This is a genomic window from Burkholderia theae, assembly GCF_048565265.1.
Taxonomy (GTDB): Bacteria; Pseudomonadota; Gammaproteobacteria; order Burkholderiales; family Burkholderiaceae; genus Burkholderia; species Burkholderia theae.
In genome coordinates, this window is record NZ_CP183461.1 from 2,633,163 (window position 1) to 2,656,357 (window position 23,195).

The window sequence follows — 23,195 nt, forward strand, 5'->3', positions numbered from 1 at the left end:
CAATATCAGGCTGCTGCGCTTTCCGGCGTCGTGCCCATTGGCGTGCGGTCTACTGCGCCCGCACCGCCGGCTGAAAGCCTGACCCTCTTTTCACAACTGCCGAATCATCATGTCGCTCTTCTCCGCTGTCCAGCTTGCTCCCCGCGACCCGATCCTGGGCCTGAACGAAGCCTTCAACGCCGATGCGCGTCCGACCAAGGTCAACCTCGGCGTCGGTGTGTACACGAACGAAGAAGGCAAGATTCCGCTGCTGCGCGCAGTTCGCGAAGCGGAGAAGGTGCGTGTCGAGGCCGGCCTGCCGCGCGGCTACCTGCCGATCGACGGGATCGCCGCCTACGATGCGGCCGTGCAGAAGCTGCTGCTCGGCAACGATTCGCCGCTGATCGCAGCGGGCCGCGTGGTCACGGCCCAGGCGCTGGGTGGCACGGGCGCGCTGAAGATCGGCGCCGATTTCCTGCGTACCGTGAACCCGAACGTGAAGGTCGCGATCAGCGATCCGAGCTGGGAAAACCACCGCGCGCTGTTCGAGGCGGCCGGCTTCGAAGTCGTCGCCTATCCGTATTACGACGCCGCCACCAACGGCGTGAACTTCGAAGGCATGCTGTCGGCGCTGAACGGCTATGCGGCAGGCACGGTCGTCGTGCTGCACGCGTGCTGCCACAACCCGACCGGCGTGGACCTGACCGAAGCGCAATGGCAACAGATCGTCGACGTCGTGAAGGCGCGCAACCTCGTGCCGTTCCTCGACATCGCCTACCAGGGCTTCGGCGAAAACATCGAGGCCGATGCCGCCGCCGTGCGTCTGTTCGCCGCGGCCGACCTGAACGCATTCGTGTCGTCGTCGTTCTCGAAGTCGTTCTCGCTGTACGGCGAGCGCGTCGGCGCGCTGTCGATCATCACGTCGAGCAAGGAAGAAGCCACGCGCGTGCTGTCGCAACTGAAGCGCGTGATCCGCACGAACTACTCGAACCCGCCGACCCATGGCGGCGCCGTGGTCGCAGCAGTGCTCGCATCGCCGGAACTGCACGCTGCGTGGGTGCAGGAACTCGGTGAAATGCGCGATCGCATCCGCGCGATGCGCAACGGTCTCGTCGAGCGCCTGAAGGCAAGCGGCGTCGATCGCGACTTCAGCTTCATCAACGCACAGCGCGGGATGTTCTCGTATTCGGGCCTGACCACGGCGCAAGTCGATCGCCTGCGCGACGAGTTCGGCATCTATGCAGTCGGCACCGGCCGGATCTGTGTCGCTGCGCTGAACACGCGCAACCTCGACGTGGTCGCCAATGCCGTCGCAGCCGTCCTGAAGTAACGCGGCGCCAGCGGGCGGCAGCCGTCACCGGCCCCGCCCTGCCGAAATGAAAAACGCGCTCTCCGGAGCGCGTTTTTTTTTGCCGTTTGCGCGCGGGCGGCCATGCTGCCCGCGCCCGCATTACTGCATGAACCAGCCGTGGCTGACGACGAACGACTGGCCCGTGAGCGCGGCGCTCGGGAACGCCGACAGGAACAGCACCGTCTGCGCGACGTCCTGCACCGTCGTGAACACGCCGTCGACCGTGTTGCCGAGCATCACCTTCTTGATCACTTCTTCCTCGCTGATGCCGAGCTCCTTCGCCTGCTCCGGAATCTGCTTGTCGACCAGCGGCGTGCGCACGAAACCCGGACACACGACGTGCGAGCGCACGTTGTGCTTCGCGCCTTCCTTCGCGAGCACGCGTGCCAGCCCGAGCAGCCCGTGCTTGGCCGTCACGTATGCCGACTTCAGCGGCGACGCTTCGTGCGAGTGCACCGAACCCATGTAGATCACGACGCCACCGCGATCGTCCTTGTACATGTGCTTGAGCGCGGCCTTCGTCGTCAGGAACGCACCGTCGACGTGGATCGCCTGCATCTTCTTCCAGTCGGCGAACGAGTAGTTCTCGATCGGGTTGACGATCTGGATGCCCGCGTTCGACACGAGGATGTCGACCGAGCCGAACGCTTCGGCCACCTTGTCGATGCCGCTGTTCACGGCTTCCTCGCTCGTCACGTCCATCGCGACGCCGATCGCCTTGCCACCCGCCTTGATGATCTCGTCAGCGACCGCGTTCGCGCCGTCCTGGTTCAGGTCGGCGATCGCGACGGCTGCGCCCGCCTTAGCGAGCTCGAGTGCGATTTCCTTGCCGATGCCGCTCGCGGCGCCCGTGACGACTGCGGTCTTGCCGTTCAGATCTGCTGCCATGTCCGTCTCCTCCCGTTGTCGGATCGATAAAGCATGCGCCCGCCACATCCGCTTTCGTCGCGCGACCGTGCCGGCGGGCCAGCCGTCATTGTGCACGATCGGCCCCGCCGTTCGCGCGCAAAACGTCTAAGCTTAAGGTCGGTTCCGTCACGCAGGAGATTCGCATGCAATATCGACGGTTGGGCCGTTCCGGCCTGCAGATCAGCGCGCTGTCGCTCGGCTCGTGGGTCACGTACGGCAATCAGGTCGACCAGCGGGTCGCACGCGAATGCCTCGCTGCGGCACGCGACGCGGGCGTCAATTTCTTCGACAACGCCGAGGTCTACGCCGGCGGAAAATCCGAGGAAATCATGGGCCAGGCACTCAAGTCGCTCGACTGGCCGCGCATCAGCTATATCGTGTCCACGAAGTTCTTCTGGGGGCTCGCGGAAGCGCCGAACCAGTATCACACGCTGAACCGGAAATACCTGCTGAACGCAATCGACGGCTCGCTGCGCCGGCTGCAGCTCGACTATGTCGACCTCGTCTATTGCCATCGCCCCGATCCGCATACGCCGATCGAGGAAACCGTCTGGGCGATGAGCGACATGATCGTACGCGGCAAGGCGCTGTACTGGGGCACCTCGGAATGGAGTGCCGACGAGATTCGCGCCGCATGCGAGATCGCCGAACGGCATCACCTGCACAAGCCGGTCGTCGAACAGCCCCAGTACAACCTGTTCCACCGTGTTCGGGTCGAACAGGAATATGCGCGGCTCTACGACGACTACGGTCTTGGCCTCACGACCTGGAGCCCGCTGGCGTCCGGTCTTCTCACCGGCAAGTACCGCAACGGCGTGCCGCCCGGCAGCCGCGCGCAACTGCAGGGTTACGACTGGATGCGTGACCGATTGACCGATCAGGCCAGCAACGAAATCGTCGAGCGGCTCGGCGGGATCGCGGCCGACCTCGGCTGCAGCACGGGCCAGCTCGCGATCGCGTGGGTCCTCGCGAATCCGCGCGTGAGTTCGGTCATCACCGGTGCATCGCGGATCGAGCAGATCGGCGACAACATGGGCGCACTCGACGTCGCCGCGAAGCTGACGCCGGATGTGAAGAAACGCATCGAGGAAGTGGTCGGCGATGCATACGAGTAAGGCGACTCACGGCCACTCGCGTACAATACGCGGCCGCGTCGGCGCCCGGCTTGACGGCCGCGCGCGATCGACCGCTTTCATCGATTCACCTTTCGTTTCAGGCAGCCCGCCATGCTCAGTTATCGTCACGGTTTTCACGCAGGCAACCACGCGGACGTGCTCAAGCACGCCGTCGTCGTCCAACTGCTGCGCTACCTGAACAAGAAAGACAAGTCGTACTGGTACATCGACACGCACGCAGGCGCAGGCGTGTACTCGCTGCGCGACGGTTACGCGGCAAAGACGGCGGAATTCGACACCGGCATCGGCCGGCTGTGGAACGACAAGAACCTGCCGGAAGCGCTGGGCGACTATGTGGACGAAGTACGCGCGCTGAACGACGACGGCGAACTGCGCTTCTACCCGGGTTCCCCGTACATCGCATGGCGATCGATGCGCGAGCAGGACCGCATGCGCCTGTTCGAAATGCACACGACGGAAATCGACGTGCTGCGCCACAATTTCCGCGACGCGGGGCGACGCGCGATGATCTTCGCCGGTGACGGTTTCGAAGGAATCAAGGCGCTGCTGCCGCCGCCGCCGCGCCGCGCACTCGTGCTGATCGACCCGTCCTACGAGGACAAGAAGGATTACGCGCGCACGGTAAGCTGCGTGGCGGAATGCCTGAAGCGTTTCGCGACGGGCTGCTACGCGATCTGGTATCCGCAGGTCACCCGGCTGGAATCGCAGCGCTTTCCCGAGCAGTTGAAGCGCCTGCAACCGAACAACTGGCTGCATCTGACGCTGACGGTATCGAATCCGCCGACCGATGGGCTGGGACTCTACGGCAGCGGGATGTTCATTCTGAATCCGCCGTATACGCTCGCCCAGAGCATGAACGAAGCACTGCCCTATCTGGTCGAGACGCTGGGACAGGATAGCGGCGCCCGCTTCCAGATCGAGCAGCGCGGAAACTGATCGCGCGACCTGCCGTTACGGCTGCGGTCTAGGCGCAAGCCTTGGCTGGTTGGCTGGCGGCGCGCCACCCCAGCCGGGGACATTGATATACGGCGCGACAAACAGCGGAACCGACGTGTTCGGCGCTTGCCCGGCCGGCGCCCGCATGCCCGCCGGCTCGACGATCGGCTCGGAAGACAACGGCGCGGTCTGCAGCACCAACCCGCCCTTGCCGTCCTGGATACCGCGCTGCGTATCCAGAATCAACGGTTTGGACGACGTCGCCGCGCCGGCCGCAAGTCCATGGACAAGCACCGCCGCGCCTAGAGCGAGACGCGCGCGGGCACTGCGACGCACATCGAGACGCAAACGCATGATCGTGTCCTTCAGGATGAAAAGCAGGCCCATACCATAGCGCTGCTCAGACGATTTCGCCAGATCCGGCGCACAAAAAACAAAGCCCCGTCAAATACGGGGCTTGCTTTTCGTTCGGCGCCACACGGCACCTGACGGTGACTCGATTACAGCGAGTAGCCGTTGGTTTCGAGCGAGCGGATACGGCTCTCGAGCTGGACGATGTCCGACGACGTGGCGAGGTAAGCCTCACGGCGCTCACGTTCTGCGGATTCGAACCAGTTGCTCAGCTTTTCGACGATGTAGGCGATCATGACGTTCTCCAAGGAAGAGGGACCCCTGGTGAATCGAGATTCAGGGATTTCCCGTATAGGGTATTCCCGAATTATAGCGACGCCGCACCAAGATGCTAGTGAAATACTTGCATGGAAGCCATTCCACTTTGGAATGCTCGCACGCAAATCCACTACAAGTCATTGATTTTTATAGATATTGAATCAGATGCCCATTTCGGGCCTCGAGTGCACGCACTAATCTGGTTCACTGACGGGGTCGGCCAGGCGCGCCAAAATCGGGCATTCAGGCCGTCCGTCACCATGGCAGTGCGCGGCCAGGTTGGCCAGCGTATCGCGCATGTCGCTCAGCTCCGCGATGCGCTTGTCGAGTTCGGCCACGTGTTCGAGCGCAATCGACTTCACCTCGGCGCTGGCGCGGGAGCGATCTTGCCAGAGCGTCAACAGCTTGCGGATGTCCTCGACGAGAAAACCAAGCCGTCGCGCCTGACGGATAAAGCGCAGGATATGGATTTCGTCCGCGCCGTAGACCCGGTAGCCGGCGTCGGTACGCTTGCTCGGTGCAAGCAGGCCGACCTGTTCGTAGTACCGGATCATTTTTGCGCTGACTCCGGATTCGCGTGACGCGTCGCCGATATTCATTCCCCACCCTCTCCATCAAGCCCTGGTTTCGAACATGAGCGTCGACGAAAGCAATCGCCGACGACATTTCGATCGTATCAAATCGCGCGGTTTCGTTCCGCGGTGAGGGCCGGCGGCGGGATGGACGGTGGCTGATCTGGCGCAGGTCGACGGATGCGGCGATTGGGGCACGCTACACTCGCCCGCCCCCGGGGCGTATATTTCTGCCACCGAAATGCAAAAACCCCCGCCTTTACGGGCGGGGGTTCTTGGCTTAGGGAGCCTGACGATTACCTACTTTCACACGGGAATCCGCACTATCATCGGCGTAGAGTCGTTTCACGGTCCTGTTCGGGATGGGAAGGGGTGGGACCGACTCGCTATGGTCATCAGGCAAAGAGGGTTGTCGCGCTGCTTCGCAGCACGACCAATCTTGGAAGAAGCAGTAATTTTGGGTTGTGAGCTGTATCTCACACGTACGCGGTACTTCAACCGTCGTACGCCGAGTGCCTTGCACTCGACGTTCGACATCCGTAAGCGCTGAAGCGCCAACGGCTGTCGAAACAGACTTGTTATAGGATCAAGCCTTACGGGCAATTAGTATCAGTTAGCTGAACGCATTACTGCGCTTACACACCTGACCTATCAACGTCCTGGTCTCGAACGACCCTTCAAGGGGATCTAGTCCCCAGGGATATCTCATCTTAAGGCGAGTTTCCCGCTTAGATGCTTTCAGCGGTTATCTCTTCCGAACATAGCTACCCGGCGATGCCACTGGCGTGACAACCGGTACACCAGAGGTTCGTCCACTCCGGTCCTCTCGTACTAGGAGCAGCCCCCTTCAAATATCCAACGCCCACGGCAGATAGGGACCAAACTGTCTCACGACGTTTTAAACCCAGCTCACGTACCTCTTTAAATGGCGAACAGCCATACCCTTGGGACCGGCTACAGCCCCAGGATGAGATGAGCCGACATCGAGGTGCCAAACACCGCCGTCGATATGAACTCTTGGGCGGTATCAGCCTGTTATCCCCAGAGTACCTTTTATCCGTTGAGCGATGGCCCTTCCATACAGAACCACCGGATCACTATGACCTGCTTTCGCACCTGCTCGACTTGTCGGTCTCGCAGTTAAGCACGCTTATGCCATTGCACTATCAGCACGATTTCCGACCGTACCTAGCGTACCTTCGTACTCCTCCGTTACGCTTTGGGAGGAGACCGCCCCAGTCAAACTGCCTACCATGCACTGTCCCCGACCCGGATCACGGGCCAAGGTTAGAACCTCAAACAAACCAGGGTGGTATTTCAAGGACGGCTCCACCGAAACTAGCGTTCCGGTTTCATAGCCTCCCACCTATCCTACACAGATCGGTTCAAAGTCCAATGCAAAGCTACAGTAAAGGTTCATGGGGTCTTTCCGTCTAGCCGCGGGTAGATTGCATCATCACAAACACTTCAACTTCGCTGAGTCTCGGGAGGAGACAGTGTGGCCATCGTTACGCCATTCGTGCAGGTCGGAACTTACCCGACAAGGAATTTCGCTACCTTAGGACCGTTATAGTTACGGCCGCCGTTTACCGGGACTTCAATCAAGAGCTTGCACCCCATCATTTAATCTTCCGGCACCGGGCAGGCGTCACACCCTATACGTCCACTTTCGTGTTTGCAGAGTGCTGTGTTTTTATTAAACAGTCGCAGCCACCAGTTTATTGCAACCCCTTCACCCTTTGCCCGCAGGGGCATCAAGCTACAAGGGCGTACCTTATCCCGAAGTTACGGTACCAATTTGCCGAGTTCCTTCTCCCGAGTTCTCTCAAGCGCCTTAGAATACTCATCTCGCCCACCTGTGTCGGTTTGCGGTACGGTCATCATTAGACTGAAGCTTAGAGGCTTTTCTTGGAACCACTTCCAATTGCTTCGCTCCCTAGGGAGCTCGCGCCACACCCTTGAATTCCGCGCCCGGATTTGCCTAAGCGCCTTCTCCAATGCAGCGACCGGGACTTCCAACACCCGGACAACCTTCCGCGATCCGTCCCCCCATCGCATCTAACAATGGTGCAGGAATATTGACCTGCTTCCCATCAGCTACGCATTTCTGCCTCGCCTTAGGGGCCGACTCACCCTACGCCGATGAACGTTGCGTAGGAAACCTTGGGCTTACGGCGAGGGGGCCTTTCACCCCCTTTATCGCTACTCATGTCAGCATTCGCACTTCCGATACCTCCAGCACGCTTTTCAACGCACCTTCGCAGGCTTACGGAACGCTCTCCTACCATGCGTGCAAAGCACGCATCCGCAGCTTCGGTATATAGCTTAGCCCCGTTACATCTTCCGCGCAGGACGACTCGATCAGTGAGCTATTACGCTTTCTTTAAAGGGTGGCTGCTTCTAAGCCAACCTCCTGACTGTTTTAGCCTTCCCACTTCGTTTCCCACTTAGCTATATTTGGGGACCTTAGCTGGCGGTCTGGGTTGTTTCCCTCTTGACACCGGACGTTAGCACCCGATGTCTGTCTCCCGTGATTGCACTCTTCGGTATTCGGAGTTTGCTATGGCGGGGTAATCTGCAATAGACCCCCCAACCATGACAGTGCTCTACCCCCGAAGGTGAGACACGAGGCACTACCTAAATAGTTTTCGGAGAGAACCAGCTATTTCCAAGTTTGTTTAGCCTTTCACCCCTATCCACAGCTCATCCCCTAACTTTTCAACGTTAGTGGGTTCGGACCTCCAGTACGTGTTACCGCACCTTCATCCTGGCCATGGATAGATCACTTGGTTTCGGGTCTACGCCCAGCAACTGAACGCCCTATTCGGACTCGCTTTCGCTACGCCTGCCCTATACGGTTAAGCTTGCTACTGAACGTAAGTCGCTGACCCATTATACAAAAGGTACGCCGTCACCCCTTACGAGGCTCCGACTGTTTGTATGCATGCGGTTTCAGGATCTATTTCACTCCCCTCCCGGGGTTCTTTTCGCCTTTCCCTCACGGTACTGGTTCACTATCGGTCGATCACGAGTATTTAGCCTTGGAGGATGGTCCCCCCATCTTCAGACAGGATTTCACGTGTCCCGCCCTACTTGTCGTACACCTAGTTCTTTCATACTGTTTTCGCCTACAGGGCTATCACCTGCTATGGCCGCACTTTCCAGAGCGTTCGGCTAACAATACAAATAAAGAGTACAAGGCTCATCCCATTTCGCTCGCCACTACTTTGGGAATCTCGGTTGATTTCTTTTCCTGCGGTTACTTAGATGTTTCAGTTCACCGCGTTCGCTTCGCATGGCCTATGTATTCAGCCATGGATACTCCAAAAGGAGTGGGTTTCCCCATTCGGACATCTACGGATCAAAGCTCGTTTGCCAGCTCCCCGTAGCTTTTCGCAGGCTACCGCGTCCTTCATCGCCTGTGATCGCCAAGGCATCCACCACATGCACTTGTTCGCTTGACCCTATAACGAGTCTGTCTCTCCGACAGTCGTTACAGGTTGAGTTTTCGCGTTGTGCCGTATTCCAATTGAGTCAAACATAGAGTTCGAATCATCTTGAGATACATCGATACAATCACAACCCGGATAGTTTTCACGTCCATCTCAAGACGCTTCCGCTATCCAAATTACTTACTTCTTCCAGATTGTTAAAGAACGACAGCCGATACTTTCGTACCGCTCTGACTGGCTCAATCGCCAATGGCAAATGCTCGTCTCACACGTCACTTACGTGTGATCCAAACGCTTCCCGTTGAAGATTGGTGGAGGCAGACGGGATCGAACCGACGACCCCCTGCTTGCAAAGCAGGTGCTCTCCCAGCTGAGCTATGCCCCCATGAGTACAGATTCCTCAGGTACTACCGCCAGACAAGACAATGGTGGGTCTGGTTGGATTCGAACCAACGACCCCCGCCTTATCAAGACGGTGCTCTAACCGACTGAGCTACAGACCCCTGAGTCTGTCTTTAATTTACAGCCGATAAGCGTGAGCGCTCAACTTTGCGAGATAGCTCTGGAAAGGAGGTGATCCAGCCGCACCTTCCGATACGGCTACCTTGTTACGACTTCACCCCAGTCATGAATCCTACCGTGGTGACCGTCCTCCTTGCGGTTAGACTAGCCACTTCTGGTAAAACCCACTCCCATGGTGTGACGGGCGGTGTGTACAAGACCCGGGAACGTATTCACCGCGGCATGCTGATCCGCGATTACTAGCGATTCCAGCTTCATGCACTCGAGTTGCAGAGTGCAATCCGGACTACGATCGGTTTTCTGGGATTAGCTCCCCCTCGCGGGTTGGCAACCCTCTGTTCCGACCATTGTATGACGTGTGAAGCCCTACCCATAAGGGCCATGAGGACTTGACGTCATCCCCACCTTCCTCCGGTTTGTCACCGGCAGTCTCCTTAGAGTGCTCTTGCGTAGCAACTAAGGACAAGGGTTGCGCTCGTTGCGGGACTTAACCCAACATCTCACGACACGAGCTGACGACAGCCATGCAGCACCTGTGTATCGGTTCTCTTTCGAGCACTCCCACCTCTCAGCGGGATTCCGACCATGTCAAGGGTAGGTAAGGTTTTTCGCGTTGCATCGAATTAATCCACATCATCCACCGCTTGTGCGGGTCCCCGTCAATTCCTTTGAGTTTTAATCTTGCGACCGTACTCCCCAGGCGGTCAACTTCACGCGTTAGCTACGTTACTAAGGAAATGAATCCCCAACAACTAGTTGACATCGTTTAGGGCGTGGACTACCAGGGTATCTAATCCTGTTTGCTCCCCACGCTTTCGTGCATGAGCGTCAGTATTGGCCCAGGGGGCTGCCTTCGCCATCGGTATTCCTCCACATCTCTACGCATTTCACTGCTACACGTGGAATTCTACCCCCCTCTGCCATACTCTAGCCTGCCAGTCACCAATGCAGTTCCCAGGTTGAGCCCGGGGATTTCACATCGGTCTTAGCAAACCGCCTGCGCACGCTTTACGCCCAGTAATTCCGATTAACGCTCGCACCCTACGTATTACCGCGGCTGCTGGCACGTAGTTAGCCGGTGCTTATTCTTCCGGTACCGTCATCCCCCGACTGTATTAGAGCCAAGGATTTCTTTCCGGACAAAAGTGCTTTACAACCCGAAGGCCTTCTTCACACACGCGGCATTGCTGGATCAGGCTTTCGCCCATTGTCCAAAATTCCCCACTGCTGCCTCCCGTAGGAGTCTGGGCCGTGTCTCAGTCCCAGTGTGGCTGGTCGTCCTCTCAGACCAGCTACTGATCGTCGCCTTGGTAGGCCTTTACCCCACCAACTAGCTAATCAGCCATCGGCCAACCCTATAGCGCGAGGCCCGAAGGTCCCCCGCTTTCATCCGTAGATCGTATGCGGTATTAATCCGGCTTTCGCCGGGCTATCCCCCACTACAGGACATGTTCCGATGTATTACTCACCCGTTCGCCACTCGCCACCAGGTGCAAGCACCCGTGCTGCCGTTCGACTTGCATGTGTAAGGCATGCCGCCAGCGTTCAATCTGAGCCAGGATCAAACTCTTCAGTTTAAACCTGTTACTGTTTTCGGTTCAGTTAAGAACCGGTCGCTCACTCAAAGCTGACAGGAATATGAATTGCTTCATAAACCTGACTTACTTTAGTGTGAGACTCTTGATACTTTTGCTATCTGATCCGAGGATCAGCTCGCTTCCATCAAGCGCCCACACTTATCGGCTGTTAATTTTTAAAGAGCAATCTGCGAGGAACTTCGTGTTTCTCAGCAGCGCTGCGTTTTCAGCAGCAGAGAAGCGAGATTATGAACCGTGTTTCGCAGTTCGTCAACAACTTTTTAACTGCTTCGTTGCGACTGCGGGGTTCAACTTCCTCGGCAGCGCCAGCGTCCGAAACCAGACACCCACACTGCTTCGCTTCCCCCTCCCGCGCTGCGTTTCCGTTAGCGCGAAAGAGGCGTGATTCTATGCACCCCGACCCGTTCGCGCAAGGGGTTTGAAGCAACTTTTTTACAAAAGCCGTCATTCGGCCGTCCGGCCATGCCTGGGCACGAGACCGCTTATGGTGCAAAGAACGGACTAGAATGTGAGGTTCTTCGCCTCTTTCTATATACGTCTTTAATATGCGCCAGCGAATCGCCAAACGCCTCCCCCCCGATGCCGACAAACTGGTTGGTCTGTCGCTTGCGCTCTTCGCCTCGGGCAGCCGCATCGAGGATCGCTTCTGGGAAGCGAAGCTCGATGCGCTGCTTGCCAAGATTGTCCGCAACGGCAACCAGACCACGCTCGACGCAGCGCTCGACCATCTTCAGCAGAATCATCCCGATGCCTACGGCGCGCTCGCCGACATGGCCGAGACCCATAGCGAGTCGATGGTGATCGAGCACGACGGCCAGCCGTACGACGCGCTGCTGGTCGCCGTCCCGGTGCTCGCCTGGACGCGGTACATGATTCCGTCGGGCCCGCTCAAGAGCGACGTTGCCGACGCGCTGCGAACGCACCTGCAGGCCCACGTCCTTGCGAACGGCACGCTCGTCGGGCTTGCGCCGTTCCTCTACAGCATCGACCAGCTGCCGCGGCACCACGTCGAAACCTACCGGCTTGCCCAGCAGCTCGCGCATTCGGCGATCACCCAGCACACGCCCAAGCTCAGCTTCGGCGACCTGCCCGAAACCTCGCCGATCCTCGCCGACCCGCGCTTCCTGCTCGCCGTCGTCGCCGCGCCCGTCGGCGCGTCGCTGTTCCGCTGGCAGGAAGAAGAAAGCGGCAGTCGGATCGAACGTGGCCAGTGCCTCGAGCAATGGACGGCCCAGGGCGGCCCGAACCTGTCGATCGCACTGCCCGGCTGCGAGTTCGAATGCCTGCTTCCGGACGCGTACTATTCGGCGTGCCGGGATGCGGACGAACGCATTCGTCCGCACACGGTGCGAACCGCCATTCGTTATCTTTTCGACACACTTGGTGTGGCACCGCAGGAACTCCGCGCGGTGGTCGCCGGCTTCGGCGAACGCCGTATCGATGAATATCGTGTCGGCTTCACCCGACGTGCCAGCAACGATGTGATCTACGGTGTCGTGTGGCCGCTCTACGGTCGCGAAAACGGCGACGTGTCGACCGACAGCGCGACGCTCGAAGGCGAGGCACCGATCGAAGGGCCGCTCGAGGAAATCGTGAACCTGCTGAAGGAATGCGGCGTAACCGACGTCCGCAGGCACGCCGGCCGCTTCGAGCCCGAATACTGCGACGATTGCGGCGTGCCGCTCTACGCGGATCCGCTCGGCGAAATCGTCCACGCTGAAATGCCGGAAGACGCGTCGCCCGCCCAACCGCACTTCCACTGACCGCGCGCCGCGGGCCCACCCGGCCTGCCCGCCCGAAGCCGCTCCCGGTTCCCGCCGGAGCGGCTTTTTTCTTGTCCGCTATTCCGCCGCCCGAAATTTCAGACTTTTCCTAAGCCTTTCAGCCAAGCAGACATCGTGTAAGGTCTTTGTCATTATCGGACCCAAGGCATGACCGACGGCAAATCAATGACTCACCTTAGGAGGTTGAATATGCGGTTCCTGGTGCTCAATTCAGACGCCGAGCGGCGCGACGGACTGAAGGCCCTGTTGCGGCAGATCGACCGTCACGCCAGCATCAACGATGCGCCCGACGGCTTCCAGGCGCGCCGGCTGCTGCGCACCCAGCGTTTCGACCTCGTCGCGATCGACTGGCTGGACGTCGGCCGGCTCAGCGAGCTTCAGGCGCTGTGCAGCGCGTGCTCGCCGACACCCGCCGCCGTGCTCGTCGACGAAGCGTCGCCGGAATCCATCCAGCGCTTCTTCAACTATGGTGTCGCGGGCGTGATCCCGCACTCCACGCGGCCGCACCTGATCGTACGCGCGCTCGAGATGGTGCTGCTGGGTGGGCACTACATCCCGCCGATCGCCCTCAGCCTGCTGCCCTCCGCGGCCGCGGTCCGCCACGATGCCCATTTCCAGACGCTCGCCGGATCGCTGCCCCGCCGCCCGCCGAGCGGCCTCTTGTCGCCGAGGCAAGCGCAGATCATGCGCTTCGTCCACATGGGCAGTACGAACAAGATGATCGCCCGTACGCTCGGCATCAGCGAAGGTACCGTGAAGATCCACCTCGCCAGCATCTTCCAGCAGCTTGGCGCCGCAAACCGCGCCGCCGCGGTCGCGATCTACAACGGCTGGCTGTCGCCCCACCTCGAGGTGCTGCTGGCGAACCGCAGCCGCGCGTGCAAGCCGGCCATCGGCGAACACGGTCCGGCTCCACGTCGGACGCAACGGAACGACCATCCGTACCCGTTGCCGGCCGCGAATGCCAGTACGCAAGACCTGCCGCTCGCCGCAGAGCCGCCGGCACGGTTCCGGCGCGAACGCTAGGCCAACAGTCTCGATATTGCGACGGTCGGTATGTGCGGATTCCCACCTTTGATGCTCAACGAGTAATATGAACGCATGGGTTTTCTTTTCACACCGCTTCCGCTCTGGATTGGCATCGGTGGCTGGATCGCCGCCGCGGCCCTGCTCGCACTCGCGATCTGGAATCGCCCCTTCGTGCGCCTGCAGGACGCCACGCTCCAGCACGTGTGGCTCGCGCTCGTCACCGCGATCGCGGTCCTCTGGGCCTCGAATGCCTGGCTCGAAGACGGCATCGTCATGCATTTGCTTGGCGCAACGCTGCTCGTCACACTGTTCGACTGGACACTCGCGCTGATCGCAATGGGCGCCGTCACGGCGGTTGCCGCGATCATCTTCGACGCGCCGTGGCAAGGCATTGGCCTGACCTATCTGATCTACGGTGCGCTGCCTGTCGCCGTGTCGGCGTTGTTGCAGCGCGCCGCACTCGCATGGCTGCCGCACAATCTCGCATCGTTCATCACCGGCCAGGGATTCCTGTCGCCGGCCATCGCGATCATCGCGGTCGCGGCTGCCGCGGCCGGTGTCCAGCTCGCGCTCGCGGATGGCGTGCCCGTCGTGATTCCGGCCGGCTATCTGCTGAACACGGCGCTGCTCGCGCTCGGCGAAGCGTGGTTCACGGGCATGGCGACAGCACTCATCGCCGTCTATCGCCCCGCGTGGGTCACGACCTTCGACGTCCGGCGCTATCGCCTCGGCGGCCCGCGCGCCTGAATTCCCTTCCGATCACGGCACCGTCAACACGTGTCGGCGGCCGCTTCCGCGGCGCGGGAGAATATGCCGTCTACTGCCGCACAACTTTTTTACGCTAAGATTGAACTCCTGTTCTTCATCGGGCATCTATACGTGCCCGATGTCTCATTCGCTCCTCACCAATAACCAGATGGACAGCTCACCTGCCTCGCTCCGGATTTTCCGGGCGCTCGGCAAGCTGGCAGCCTGTATCGCGGGCCTGTCGCTTGCGCTTCCGACACCGGTGTTCGCTGACCTGCTCGACCAGCGCTCCGAACTGATCAACAAATTCGTCAACGAAATGCATGCCGATCCGCTCGCCGCCGATTGTGCGGCGCACGGCAGCTTCATCGCCAGCACGTCGTCGGCCTTCGACCGTGTCGACTTCGCGCCGAACGCATTCGACAGCGGCAACGCGCCGATCACGCCGTGGAACGACTCGTTCGACCAGGGCAAGCAGCGCGTGAAGGTCGACAACATCGTCACGGTCGACGGACTCGGCATCCACAATGACGGCAGCGACGCGACGCCGCTGAAATTCCGCTGCGGCTATGTCGGCCAGCAGATGCTCGCGTTCAGCTGGAACGACCCCGTTCCGCCGCTGAAGCCGCGCGCCGAACGCTCGACGTCTTCGACGAAGAAGTTCAAGGGCAAGTCGCACCGAGGCAAGGCCAAGGCATCGGGCCGCACCGGCAAGAAGGCCGTCGCAACGAAAAAGTCGAGCGGCCAGAAGAAGGTCGTGAAGAAGAAAACCGCGAAGAAGTCCTGATACGACGACGCGGCAACGACAGAAAAAAAGCCGGGGCATCACAGGATGCCCCGGCTTTTTTATACGACGACGGTACGCTTACGCGAACGCGTCGACGTGCACCAGGATCGCGGCCAGCATCGCCGCACCGAGCGCCGCACTGCGCCCACCGTTCCAGCCGACCCGCTCGTCGGGCAGGTTCGCGTTGTCCTTGAACGGCATCTCGAGCGTCAGCGACAGGCAGCCGAACTGGTGGCCGATGTACTTCGACGCGAGCTTGAGCGCGTCTTCCTTGTACTTGCTCGCCGCGTAGCCGTGCTCGGTCTGGAAGTCGGGGCTCGCCACCTTGAACGCGTCGATGAACGCGGTCTGCTCCTTGCCCTGCTGCTCGGTGAAGCTCGGCAGCATCTCCGAACCGGCAACGAACACGTACGGCAGGTCCTCGTCACCGTGAATGTCGAAGAACATGTCGCAACCGATCGCGTGGATCGCGTCGCGCACGGCCAGCACCTCGGGGCTGCGCTCGGCGTCGGGCGCCATCCACTCGCGGTTCAGGTTCGCGCCTGCCGCATTGGTGCGCAGGTTGCCGTGCACGCTGCCGTCCGGGTTCATGTTCGGGACGATGTGGAACGTCACGCGATCGTAGAGCTTGCGCGCGACCGGATCGCCGGCCCAGTCACCCCATCCGGCCAGCCGCTTGACGAGGCCTTCGACGAACCACTCGGCCATCGTCTCGCCGGGATGCTGGCGCGCGATGATCCACACCTTCTTCTTCGGCTCACCGTCGGTTTCCGGCGTGCCGAGCGTCAGCAGCGACATCGGGCGGCCTTCGACCGTACGGCCGAGCTCGACGACGCTCGCCTGCGACAACTGCTGGACCGCGCCAAGAAACGCCGCGTGACGTTCTTCCGAGTACGGTTCGAAATACGCGTAGTAGATGCTGTCGAACTCGGGCGTATGGTCGATGGTCATCGTCTTGCCGTCGAACGTCGTCGGCACGCGAAACCAGTCGACGCGGTCGTAGCTCGCCACCGCGCTGTAGTTGCGCCAGCCCGACGGATACGCGCAGTCGGCCGCATTCTCGAACGTCATCACGCACCGCTCGCCGCGTGCACCCGTCAAGCGGTAGTAAAACCATTGCGCGAATTCCGAGCGACTGTCGCCGCGTACGCGCAGCCGAATCGCATCGGGGCTGTCGCACGACACGACGTCGATTGCGCCTGCGTCGAAATTGCTGGTGATCGAAAGGGTCATCTGTCTCTCCTCTGTCGACCAGAGTTAGTGCTTCAGCACTTACTCTGGTCCCATGCAAAGCAGTCGGCCGAAACCGGCGGTGTGTCGCCTGCCCGGCCTCATGCATGCGCCGGCCATCTCGTGAACGGCCGGCATGGTTACTCGCCGACTCGCCGGCGATATACGTAAGTCGAATCGTTCGACGCAGCCGCGTCAAATGCATAGCCTTCCGTCGCGAAATCCTGCAGCGCCTTCGGCTCGGTAATACGGTTCTCGACGATGAAACGCGCCATCAGGCCGCGCGCACGCTTCGCATGAAAGCTGATGATCTTGTACCGGCCGCCCTTCCAGTCCTCGAACACCGGCGTGATGACGGGCGCGGCCAGCAGTTTCGGCTTGACCGACTTGAAGTACTCGGTCGACGCACAGTTGACCAGCACGCGCGCCGCGCCGCTGCGCGTCTCGAGCTGCTCGTTCAGCGCGCGCGTGATGCGGTCGCCCCAGAACGCGTACAGATCCTTGCCGCGCGCGTTCGCGAAACGCGTACCCATCTCGAGCCGGTACGGCTGCAGCAGGTCGAGCGGACGCAGCAGCCCGTACAGGCCCGACAGCACGCGCACGTGCTGCTGCGCATAGTCGAGATCGGCGGACGACAGCGATTTCGCGTCGAATCCTTCATATACGTCGCCGTTGAACGCGAGCACGGCCTGCTTCGCATTGGCCGGCGTAAAGGTCGGCGACCAGTCCGCGTAGCGCTGGAAGTTCAGGCGCGCGAGCGGATCGGAAATATCCATCAGCGTCGCGATGTCCTGCGGCGAAAGCTTGCGCAGGCCGTCGATCAGTTCCGACGCGTCGTCGACGAATGCAGGCTTCGTGTAAGACTGGACGTGCGCAGGCGTATCGTAGTCGAGGGATTTGGCTGGAGAGAGAACGATTATCATAGAGGCTCGCTGGCACGCCGTGCCTTGCGGTCAGACGAAAACCACCGATTGTAACGAATGACCCGCTCTCTCGCCCCGCACACCGCGCACCGCGTCGTGCTCGACTCGAACGTCTGGATCGACATTCTCGTATTCGACGACCCCGCTACGCGCCCGATCCGGGCCGCGCTGGAACGCGGCACGCTTGCCGCCGTAATCGATGGCCGCTGCCTGACGGAGCTCGAGTACGTGCTCGATTATCCGCAGTTCCAGGCGCGCGCGGTCGACAAGGCCGCTGCGCTCGCGACCGTCGCCCGTCTGGCGAGCCTCGTCGAGCCGCCGCCCGTCGACGCCGACGCGCCGCCGCTGCCGAAATGCAAGGACCGCGACGACCAGAAGTTTCTCGAACTCGCCCGCGCCGCGCAGGCCGAATGGCTCGTCTCGAAAGACCGTGCGCTGCTGAAGCTCGCGAAGCGCACCGCTCGCGACTTTGGCTTCCGGATCGCGCAACCGGCGCCGTTTGCCGAGGCCTGCGCGCTCGACGCCGCGCCGATCGCCACGGCCACGCCGGCCTGACGCACCAGTCTCCACCCGATTTCGAACGTATCGATGAACGCTCCTTCAGACATGCCCACGACGCCCGTTTTCCCCTCGCGCCTGCCGAACGTCGGCACGACGATCTTCACGGTCATGAGCGCGCTTGCCGCCGAAAAAGGCGCCGTGAACCTCGGCCAGGGATTCCCCGATTTCGATTGCGATCCGCGCATCGTCGACGCCGTCGCGGCCGCGATGCGCAACGGGCACAACCAGTATCCGCCGATGGCCGGTGTCGCGCCGCTGCGCGACGCGATCGCCGACAAGATCGCGCAGGTCTACGGCCGGCGCTACGATCCGGCCACCGAAATCACCGTAACGGCCGGCGCGACGCAGGCGCTGCTGACGGCGATCCTGTGCGCGGTGCATCCGGGCGATGAAGTGATCGTCGTCGAACCGACTTACGACAGCTACCTGCCGTCGATCGAACTCGCGGGCGGCACGCCCGTGTTCGTCACGCTGGAAGCGCCGGACTACGCGATCCCGTTCGACCGTCTCGCGGCCGCGATCACGCCGAAAACGCGCATGATCCTGATCAACACGCCGCACAACCCGACGGGTACCGTGTGGCGCGAGGCGGACATGCGCAAGCTCGAGGACATCGTGCGCGGCACCAACGTGCTGCTCCTGTCCGACGAGGTCTACGAGCACATGGTCTTCGACGGCGCGCGCCACGAGAGCGTTGCACGCTATCCGGAACTCGCGTCGCGCAGCTTCATCGTGTCGAGCTTCGGCAAGACCTATCACGTGACGGGCTGGAAGGTCGGCTACGTCGCGGCGCCTGCGGCGCTGACCGCGGAATTCCGCAAGGTCCACCAGTTCAACGTCTTCACCGTGAACACGCCGATGCAGATCGGGCTCGCCGACTACCTGCGCGACCCGGCCCCGTACCTGACGCTCGCCGGCTTCTACCAGCAAAAACGCGACTTCTTCCGTGCCGGCCTCGAGCGCACGCGCTTCAAGCTGCTGCCGTGCACGGGCACGTACTTCCAGTGCGTCGATTACTCGGCGATCAGCGACCTGCCCGAAGCGGAATTCTCGAAATGGCTCACGTCGGAGATCGGCGTGGCCGCGATTCCGGTGTCGGCGTTCTATCACGAGCCGCACGAATCGGGCGTCGTGCGCTTCTGCTTCGCGAAGCAGGAACGCACGCTCGCGTCCGCGCTCGAGCGGCTCGCCCGCCTGTAAGTCCCGCACGGGGCGGCCCGCGCCGCCCCGCCGGAATCGCGCTTACGAGCGCACGCCGCTCGTCGCTTCGACGTAAGCCTTGCGATCGGCGGCCACGCGCTGCGCGGCGGCGCGCTCGCCGACCTTCTTCGAGTGCGCCTTCCAGTCGATGCCTGCGTCGAGCAGGAAGTCACGCCCGTACACGGCCTTCGTCGCCATCCCGATGACCGGCAGATGGATCGTTGCGGCGATGTCGGCGAGGCTGAACGACTCGCCGAGCACATAAGGCGAAAACTGCGTCATCTGCTTGAACGCATCGATCGCGCGCGGCAGGCGCTTCTCGACGTGCGCCTTCATTCCGTCGCTGACCTTGCCGCCGAAAAACGCTTCCGTATAGATCTCGCGCGCCATCCATTCGAGATACAGCTCGAGCGTCTCGACCAGTTCGCGCACCTTCGCGGCCGCGAACGGCCCTGCCGGGAAAATGGCTTTCTCGGGATAACGCGCCGCCAGGTATTCGACGATCACCTGCGACTCGAACAGCGCGCCCTCTTCGGTCCTCAGGAACGGAATCTTGCCGAGCGGCGAATCGGCGAGCTGGGCCGGATCGCTGATCGGCAAACCGCACACAGACTCCTCGAACGGGATGTCGTGCTCGAGCAGGACGAACTTCACCTTGTTGTAATAGTTGGACAACGGGATACCGCACAGCTGTAGCATCGGAGTCTCCTTCCTTGCTGGAGCGCGGCCGCAACGATGCCGGCCGCATCGGGATACGTCGTGCTGAAAAGCACGTTCGTGCTAGTCTAAAGCAAGTTTTGCGTCCGTCACGACAACAATACATCCGCTGCAACAACAGCCGCGCCTGTCCGCACGACACGCGCGGCGCCGCAGCCCCGCCATCCGATGGAGACACGCTCGCATGAGTGCTGAACTGCTGGCCTCGCGTCCGCCCGAGAGCGATTCGACGCTCGTCCTCACGCTATCCAATCCCGGCGCGCGCAACGCGCTGCATCCCGACATGTATGCGGCCGGCGTCGAAGCACTCGCCACCGCCGAGCGTGATCCCGCGATTCGCGCGGTGGTGCTGACGGGCGCCGATCGCTTCTTCTGCGCAGGCGGCAACCTGAACCGGCTGCTCGACAACCGCTCGAAGGATCCGTCCTACCAGGCCGACAGCATCGATCAGCTCGGCGCGTGGGTGACGGCGATCCGCGCATCGACGAAGCCGGTGATCGCGGCGGTCGAAGGCGCCGCGGCCGGCGCAGGCTTTTCGCTCGCGCTCGCGTGCGACCTGATCGTCGCCGCGCACGATGCGAAGTTCGTGATGTCGTACGCGCGCGTCGGCCTGACGCCCGACGGCGGCGGTTCGTGGTTCCTCGCCCGCGCGCTGCCGCGTGCGATCGCGGCCGAGATCCTGTTCGAAGGCAAGCCGGTCGCGGCCGAACGCCTCCATGCGCTCGGCGTCGTCAACCGGCTCGCCGTGCCCGGCTCGGCACTGACCGACGCACTGGCATGGGCCGATGCCCTTTCCGGCATCTCGCCGAATGCGCTCACGCGTATCAAATCGTTGCTCGACGACGCGACGATGCAGCCGCTCGAACCGCATCTCGGCACCGAGCGCGATCATTTCGTCGCGTCGCTGCATCATGCGGACGGGCTCGAAGGCATCACCGCATTTCTCGAGAAACGCCAGCCCCGCTACAAGCGCTGATTCGCCACGTCCGCAACACGACGAAGGAAGTGCCGTACCACCCGTACCTGCAATCCGCGCAACCCCGAGCCGCGCATCGGCATCGAGACGGCACCACGACGCAAGCGAATGAGCCTGCGCAACACGGTACCGACTACGCGGCATTCGAAGGCACAGCCTCCGTCGGCGAGCAGCAGCGCTTCAACATCGAGGCGATATCGCACCGGCTCGACGCACCGATCGACGGGTTCGCGGGCTCGCTGATCGTCGAGCAATTCAGAGGTGAACTGGCGCGGCAATACGTGCAGAAGGTGCATTAGGGAAAGCCGCGCGTATGCCTCTGCAGGCACGTTTCCGTCGCCAGCAGCCCGCGTCGATCCATGCTCTAATGACCGCCTGCCGCGGCGCGCTGCCGGCGCCGCTTTCGCGCATGCAACCAAGGAGTTGACGATGATCGACGTCTATAGCTGGGCGACCCCGAACGGCCACAAGGTGCACATCATGCTCGAGGAAACCGGCCTCGCTTATCGTGCCCATCCGGTCGATATCGGTGCGGGCGACCAGTTCAAGCCCGAATTCCTGAAGATCAGCCCGAACAACAAGATCCCCGCGATCGTCGATCCGGACGGCCCCGGCGGCAAACCGATCTCGCTGTTCGAGTCGGGCGCGATCCTGATCTACCTCGCGGAGAAAACCGGCAAGTTCCTGCCGACCGATCCGGCCGCGCGTTACGCGACGCTCGAGTGGCTGATGTTCCAGATGGGTGGTATCGGCCCGATGCTCGGGCAGGCGCACCACTTCCGCCTGTATGCGCCGGAGAAGATCGAGTACGCGGTCAACCGCTACACGAACGAAGCGAAGCGCCTCTACAACGTGATGGACAAGCGCCTCGGCGAATCCGAATATCTCGCGGGCGACGCGTACACGATCGCGGACATTGCGACGTTCCCGTGGACGCGCTCCTGGCAAAACCAGGGCATCGTGCTCGACGAGTTGCCGAACGTGAAACGCTGGCACGAGGCGATCGCCGCGCGACCGGCCGTGCAGCGCGGCGTCGAAGTCCTTGCGTCGATGCGCAAGCCGCTACAGGACGACAAGGCGCGTGAGGTGCTGTTCGGCGCGACGCAATACGCGAAGCACTGACCCGCGCGTGACGGGCGGAGCGGCATCCGTGCATGCCGCCCCGCGTTTCAGAAGTAATGCAGCGTGATGAATTCAACCGCGCAAACCAGCAACGGCGCGTCGGGACGCTCGGCCTGCATCGACACCGACCAGGTCACCTGCACGCCGCCCTGCGCAGCCTCGGCGGTTTCCTTCACCGCAAACAGCGCACGTACGCGCGCACCGACCGGCACCGGCTTCAGGAACCGCACACGGTTCAGTCCGTAGTTCACGCCCATCTTCTGCTCGAAGCGCATCGCGTCGGTCATCAACGCAGGAATCAGCGACAGCGTCAGGAACCCGTGCGCGATCGGCCCGCCGAACGGCGACTCGCGCCGCGCGCGTTCGGGGTCGACGTGTATCCATTGATGATCGCCGGTCGCGTCGGCGAAACCGTCGACGCGATGCTGGTCGATCGCGAGCCAGCCGCTCGCGAGCGGCTCCGCGCCGACACGCGCCTGCAGCGCCTGCGCCGATGCGATCAGCGGCAATGTCGCGTCGGTCATGCGTTCGTGCCTCCCGGATGGCGCAGCCCGAAGATCACCTTGCTGTGCACGCTGATCACCGTCTCGCCGCTGCCATTGACGCCGATCCACTCCGTCGACACGATGCCGCGATCGGGCTTGCTCTCCGAAACGCGCTTGTCGTGGACCTTCTGGTACATCGTGATCGTGTCGCCGGAGCGCACCGGCTTGAGCCAGCGAATCGAGTCGATGCCCGGCGAGCCCATGCTGGTCGAGTCCGGCCCGAGCTTCTTGATCAGCAGGCTCATGAACACCGAGCACGTATGCCAGCCGCTCGCGACGAGCCCGCCGAACGGCGACGACTTCGCGGCCTCCTCGTCGAGATGGAACGGCTGCGGGTCGTAGCGTTGCGCGAATGCCTTGATGTCGTCGGGCTCGAACGTGTAGCGGCCCACTTCGATGGTGCTGCCGACCACCAGATCTTCGTAACTGATACCCACTTGTGTGTCTCCT

General features: G+C 61.7%; 21 protein-coding genes, 2 tRNA genes and 3 rRNA genes. 12 read left to right on the plus strand and 14 right to left on the minus strand.

Features of this window, described 5'->3' with window-relative positions; all coding sequences use genetic code 11:
• Positions 1-109: 109 nt before the first annotated feature.
• A complete protein-coding gene (locus ACN22W_RS12430; protein ID WP_412021433.1) occupies positions 110-1,309 on the plus strand; it encodes an amino acid aminotransferase in 1,200 nt (399 codons plus the stop codon).
• A gap of 120 nt (positions 1,310-1,429) precedes the next feature.
• Here the strand turns inward: ACN22W_RS12430 and ACN22W_RS12435 are convergent, their stop codons facing one another.
• A complete protein-coding gene (locus tag ACN22W_RS12435; protein WP_419684574.1) occupies positions 1,430-2,218 on the minus strand; it encodes a 3-hydroxybutyrate dehydrogenase in 789 nt (262 codons plus the stop codon).
• 164 nt (positions 2,219-2,382) lie between these two features.
• Here ACN22W_RS12435 and ACN22W_RS12440 point away from each other — a divergent pair, with 164 nt between their 5' ends.
• Both ACN22W_RS12440 and ACN22W_RS12445 read left to right on the plus strand, forming a co-directional pair.
• Entirely contained in the window at positions 2,383-3,354 is a 972-nt protein-coding gene (locus ACN22W_RS12440) for a potassium channel beta subunit family protein (RefSeq protein ID WP_419684576.1), read from the plus strand.
• A gap of 111 nt (positions 3,355-3,465) precedes the next feature.
• On the plus strand, positions 3,466-4,311 hold the full coding sequence (locus tag ACN22W_RS12445; RefSeq protein WP_048248897.1) for a 23S rRNA (adenine(2030)-N(6))-methyltransferase RlmJ: 846 nt from the start codon (positions 3,466-3,468) through the stop codon (positions 4,309-4,311).
• Positions 4,312-4,326: 15 nt separating this feature from the next.
• Here ACN22W_RS12445 and ACN22W_RS12450 read toward each other — a convergent pair whose 3' ends face one another.
• From ACN22W_RS12450 to ACN22W_RS12485, 8 genes are all read right to left on the minus strand, one after another.
• A complete protein-coding gene (locus ACN22W_RS12450) occupies positions 4,327-4,698 on the minus strand; it encodes a hypothetical protein (RefSeq protein WP_129512582.1) in 372 nt (123 codons plus the stop codon).
• A gap of 113 nt (positions 4,699-4,811) precedes the next feature.
• Positions 4,812-4,958: a DUF3563 family protein gene (locus tag ACN22W_RS12455; protein ID WP_006478295.1), complete on the minus strand. Its 147-nt coding sequence runs from the start codon at positions 4,956-4,958 to the stop codon at positions 4,812-4,814.
• A 216-nt stretch (positions 4,959-5,174) separates the two neighbouring features.
• Positions 5,175-5,579, minus strand: a complete 405-nt coding sequence (gene cueR / locus ACN22W_RS12460) for a Cu(I)-responsive transcriptional regulator (RefSeq protein ID WP_193098747.1) — start codon at positions 5,577-5,579, stop codon at positions 5,175-5,177.
• A 260-nt stretch (positions 5,580-5,839) separates the two neighbouring features.
• A 5S ribosomal RNA gene (gene rrf / locus ACN22W_RS12465) occupies positions 5,840-5,952 on the minus strand.
• A gap of 182 nt (positions 5,953-6,134) precedes the next feature.
• A 23S ribosomal RNA gene (locus ACN22W_RS12470) occupies positions 6,135-9,016 on the minus strand.
• A 297-nt stretch (positions 9,017-9,313) separates the two neighbouring features.
• Positions 9,314-9,389: transfer RNA gene (locus ACN22W_RS12475), tRNA-Ala, on the minus strand.
• A 41-nt stretch (positions 9,390-9,430) separates the two neighbouring features.
• Positions 9,431-9,507: transfer RNA gene (locus ACN22W_RS12480), tRNA-Ile, on the minus strand.
• A 63-nt stretch (positions 9,508-9,570) separates the two neighbouring features.
• Positions 9,571-11,103 (minus strand): 16S ribosomal RNA (locus ACN22W_RS12485).
• The 16S, 23S and 5S rRNA genes sit together here with 2 tRNA genes alongside, the layout of an rRNA operon.
• Positions 11,104-11,669: 566 nt before the next feature.
• Between ACN22W_RS12485 and ACN22W_RS12490 the strand changes: the two genes are divergently transcribed.
• From ACN22W_RS12490 to ACN22W_RS12505, 4 genes are all read left to right on the plus strand, one after another.
• Positions 11,670-12,887, plus strand: coding sequence for a DUF2863 family protein (locus ACN22W_RS12490; protein ID WP_419684587.1), 1,218 nt, complete (start codon positions 11,670-11,672; stop codon positions 12,885-12,887).
• 210 nt (positions 12,888-13,097) lie between these two features.
• Positions 13,098-13,934, plus strand: a complete 837-nt coding sequence (locus ACN22W_RS12495; protein ID WP_419687418.1) for a LuxR C-terminal-related transcriptional regulator — start codon at positions 13,098-13,100, stop codon at positions 13,932-13,934.
• A 75-nt stretch (positions 13,935-14,009) separates the two neighbouring features.
• A complete protein-coding gene (locus ACN22W_RS12500; RefSeq protein ID WP_048249400.1) occupies positions 14,010-14,684 on the plus strand; it encodes an energy-coupling factor ABC transporter permease in 675 nt (224 codons plus the stop codon).
• A 139-nt stretch (positions 14,685-14,823) separates the two neighbouring features.
• Entirely contained in the window at positions 14,824-15,471 is a 648-nt protein-coding gene (locus ACN22W_RS12505) for a BspC domain-containing protein (protein WP_412023356.1), read from the plus strand.
• Between the two features lie 78 nt (positions 15,472-15,549).
• Here ACN22W_RS12505 and ACN22W_RS12510 read toward each other — a convergent pair whose 3' ends face one another.
• Entirely contained in the window at positions 15,550-16,704 is a 1,155-nt protein-coding gene (locus ACN22W_RS12510) for a M14 family metallopeptidase (protein ID WP_419684589.1), read from the minus strand.
• Positions 16,705-16,841: 137 nt separating this feature from the next.
• On the minus strand, positions 16,842-17,624 hold the full coding sequence (yaaA, locus tag ACN22W_RS12515; protein ID WP_048249394.1) for a peroxide stress protein YaaA: 783 nt from the start codon (positions 17,622-17,624) through the stop codon (positions 16,842-16,844).
• A 57-nt stretch (positions 17,625-17,681) separates the two neighbouring features.
• Between yaaA and ACN22W_RS12520 the strand changes: the two genes are divergently transcribed.
• Together ACN22W_RS12520 and ACN22W_RS12525 are read left to right on the plus strand one after the other, a co-directional pair.
• Positions 17,682-18,179 carry a putative toxin-antitoxin system toxin component, PIN family gene (locus ACN22W_RS12520; RefSeq protein ID WP_048249392.1) on the plus strand — a complete coding sequence of 166 codons (498 nt, stop codon included), beginning with the start codon at positions 17,682-17,684 and terminating at the stop codon, positions 18,177-18,179.
• A 33-nt stretch (positions 18,180-18,212) separates the two neighbouring features.
• Positions 18,213-19,385 (plus strand): pyridoxal phosphate-dependent aminotransferase, encoded by a 1,173-nt coding sequence (locus ACN22W_RS12525; protein WP_419684592.1) that lies wholly within the window; start codon positions 18,213-18,215, stop codon positions 19,383-19,385.
• A gap of 42 nt (positions 19,386-19,427) precedes the next feature.
• Here the strand turns inward: ACN22W_RS12525 and ACN22W_RS12530 are convergent, their stop codons facing one another.
• Positions 19,428-20,084 carry a glutathione S-transferase gene (locus tag ACN22W_RS12530; protein WP_048249387.1) on the minus strand — a complete coding sequence of 219 codons (657 nt, stop codon included), beginning with the start codon at positions 20,082-20,084 and terminating at the stop codon, positions 19,428-19,430.
• 202 nt (positions 20,085-20,286) lie between these two features.
• On the opposite strand from ACN22W_RS12530, the gene ACN22W_RS12535 reads away from it, so the two are divergent.
• The 3 genes from ACN22W_RS12535 to ACN22W_RS12545 all read left to right on the plus strand — a co-directional run bounded on the left by ACN22W_RS12535 (position 20,287) and on the right by ACN22W_RS12545 (position 22,200).
• Positions 20,287-21,078: an oxepin-CoA hydrolase, alternative type gene (locus tag ACN22W_RS12535; RefSeq protein WP_419684594.1), complete on the plus strand. Its 792-nt coding sequence runs from the start codon at positions 20,287-20,289 to the stop codon at positions 21,076-21,078.
• Between the two features lie 29 nt (positions 21,079-21,107).
• A complete protein-coding gene (locus ACN22W_RS12540) occupies positions 21,108-21,377 on the plus strand; it encodes a hypothetical protein (RefSeq protein WP_419684596.1) in 270 nt (89 codons plus the stop codon).
• Between the two features lie 130 nt (positions 21,378-21,507).
• Entirely contained in the window at positions 21,508-22,200 is a 693-nt protein-coding gene (locus ACN22W_RS12545; protein WP_419684598.1) for a glutathione binding-like protein, read from the plus strand.
• 47 nt (positions 22,201-22,247) lie between these two features.
• Here the strand turns inward: ACN22W_RS12545 and ACN22W_RS12550 are convergent, their stop codons facing one another.
• Both ACN22W_RS12550 and ACN22W_RS12555 read right to left on the minus strand, forming a co-directional pair.
• Positions 22,248-22,724: a MaoC family dehydratase gene (locus tag ACN22W_RS12550; RefSeq protein WP_419684600.1), complete on the minus strand. Its 477-nt coding sequence runs from the start codon at positions 22,722-22,724 to the stop codon at positions 22,248-22,250.
• On the minus strand, positions 22,721-23,182 hold the full coding sequence (locus tag ACN22W_RS12555; protein WP_193098757.1) for a MaoC family dehydratase: 462 nt from the start codon (positions 23,180-23,182) through the stop codon (positions 22,721-22,723). The genes ACN22W_RS12550 and ACN22W_RS12555 overlap by 4 nt, the downstream gene beginning before the upstream one ends.
• Positions 23,183-23,195: the final 13 nt, after the last annotated feature.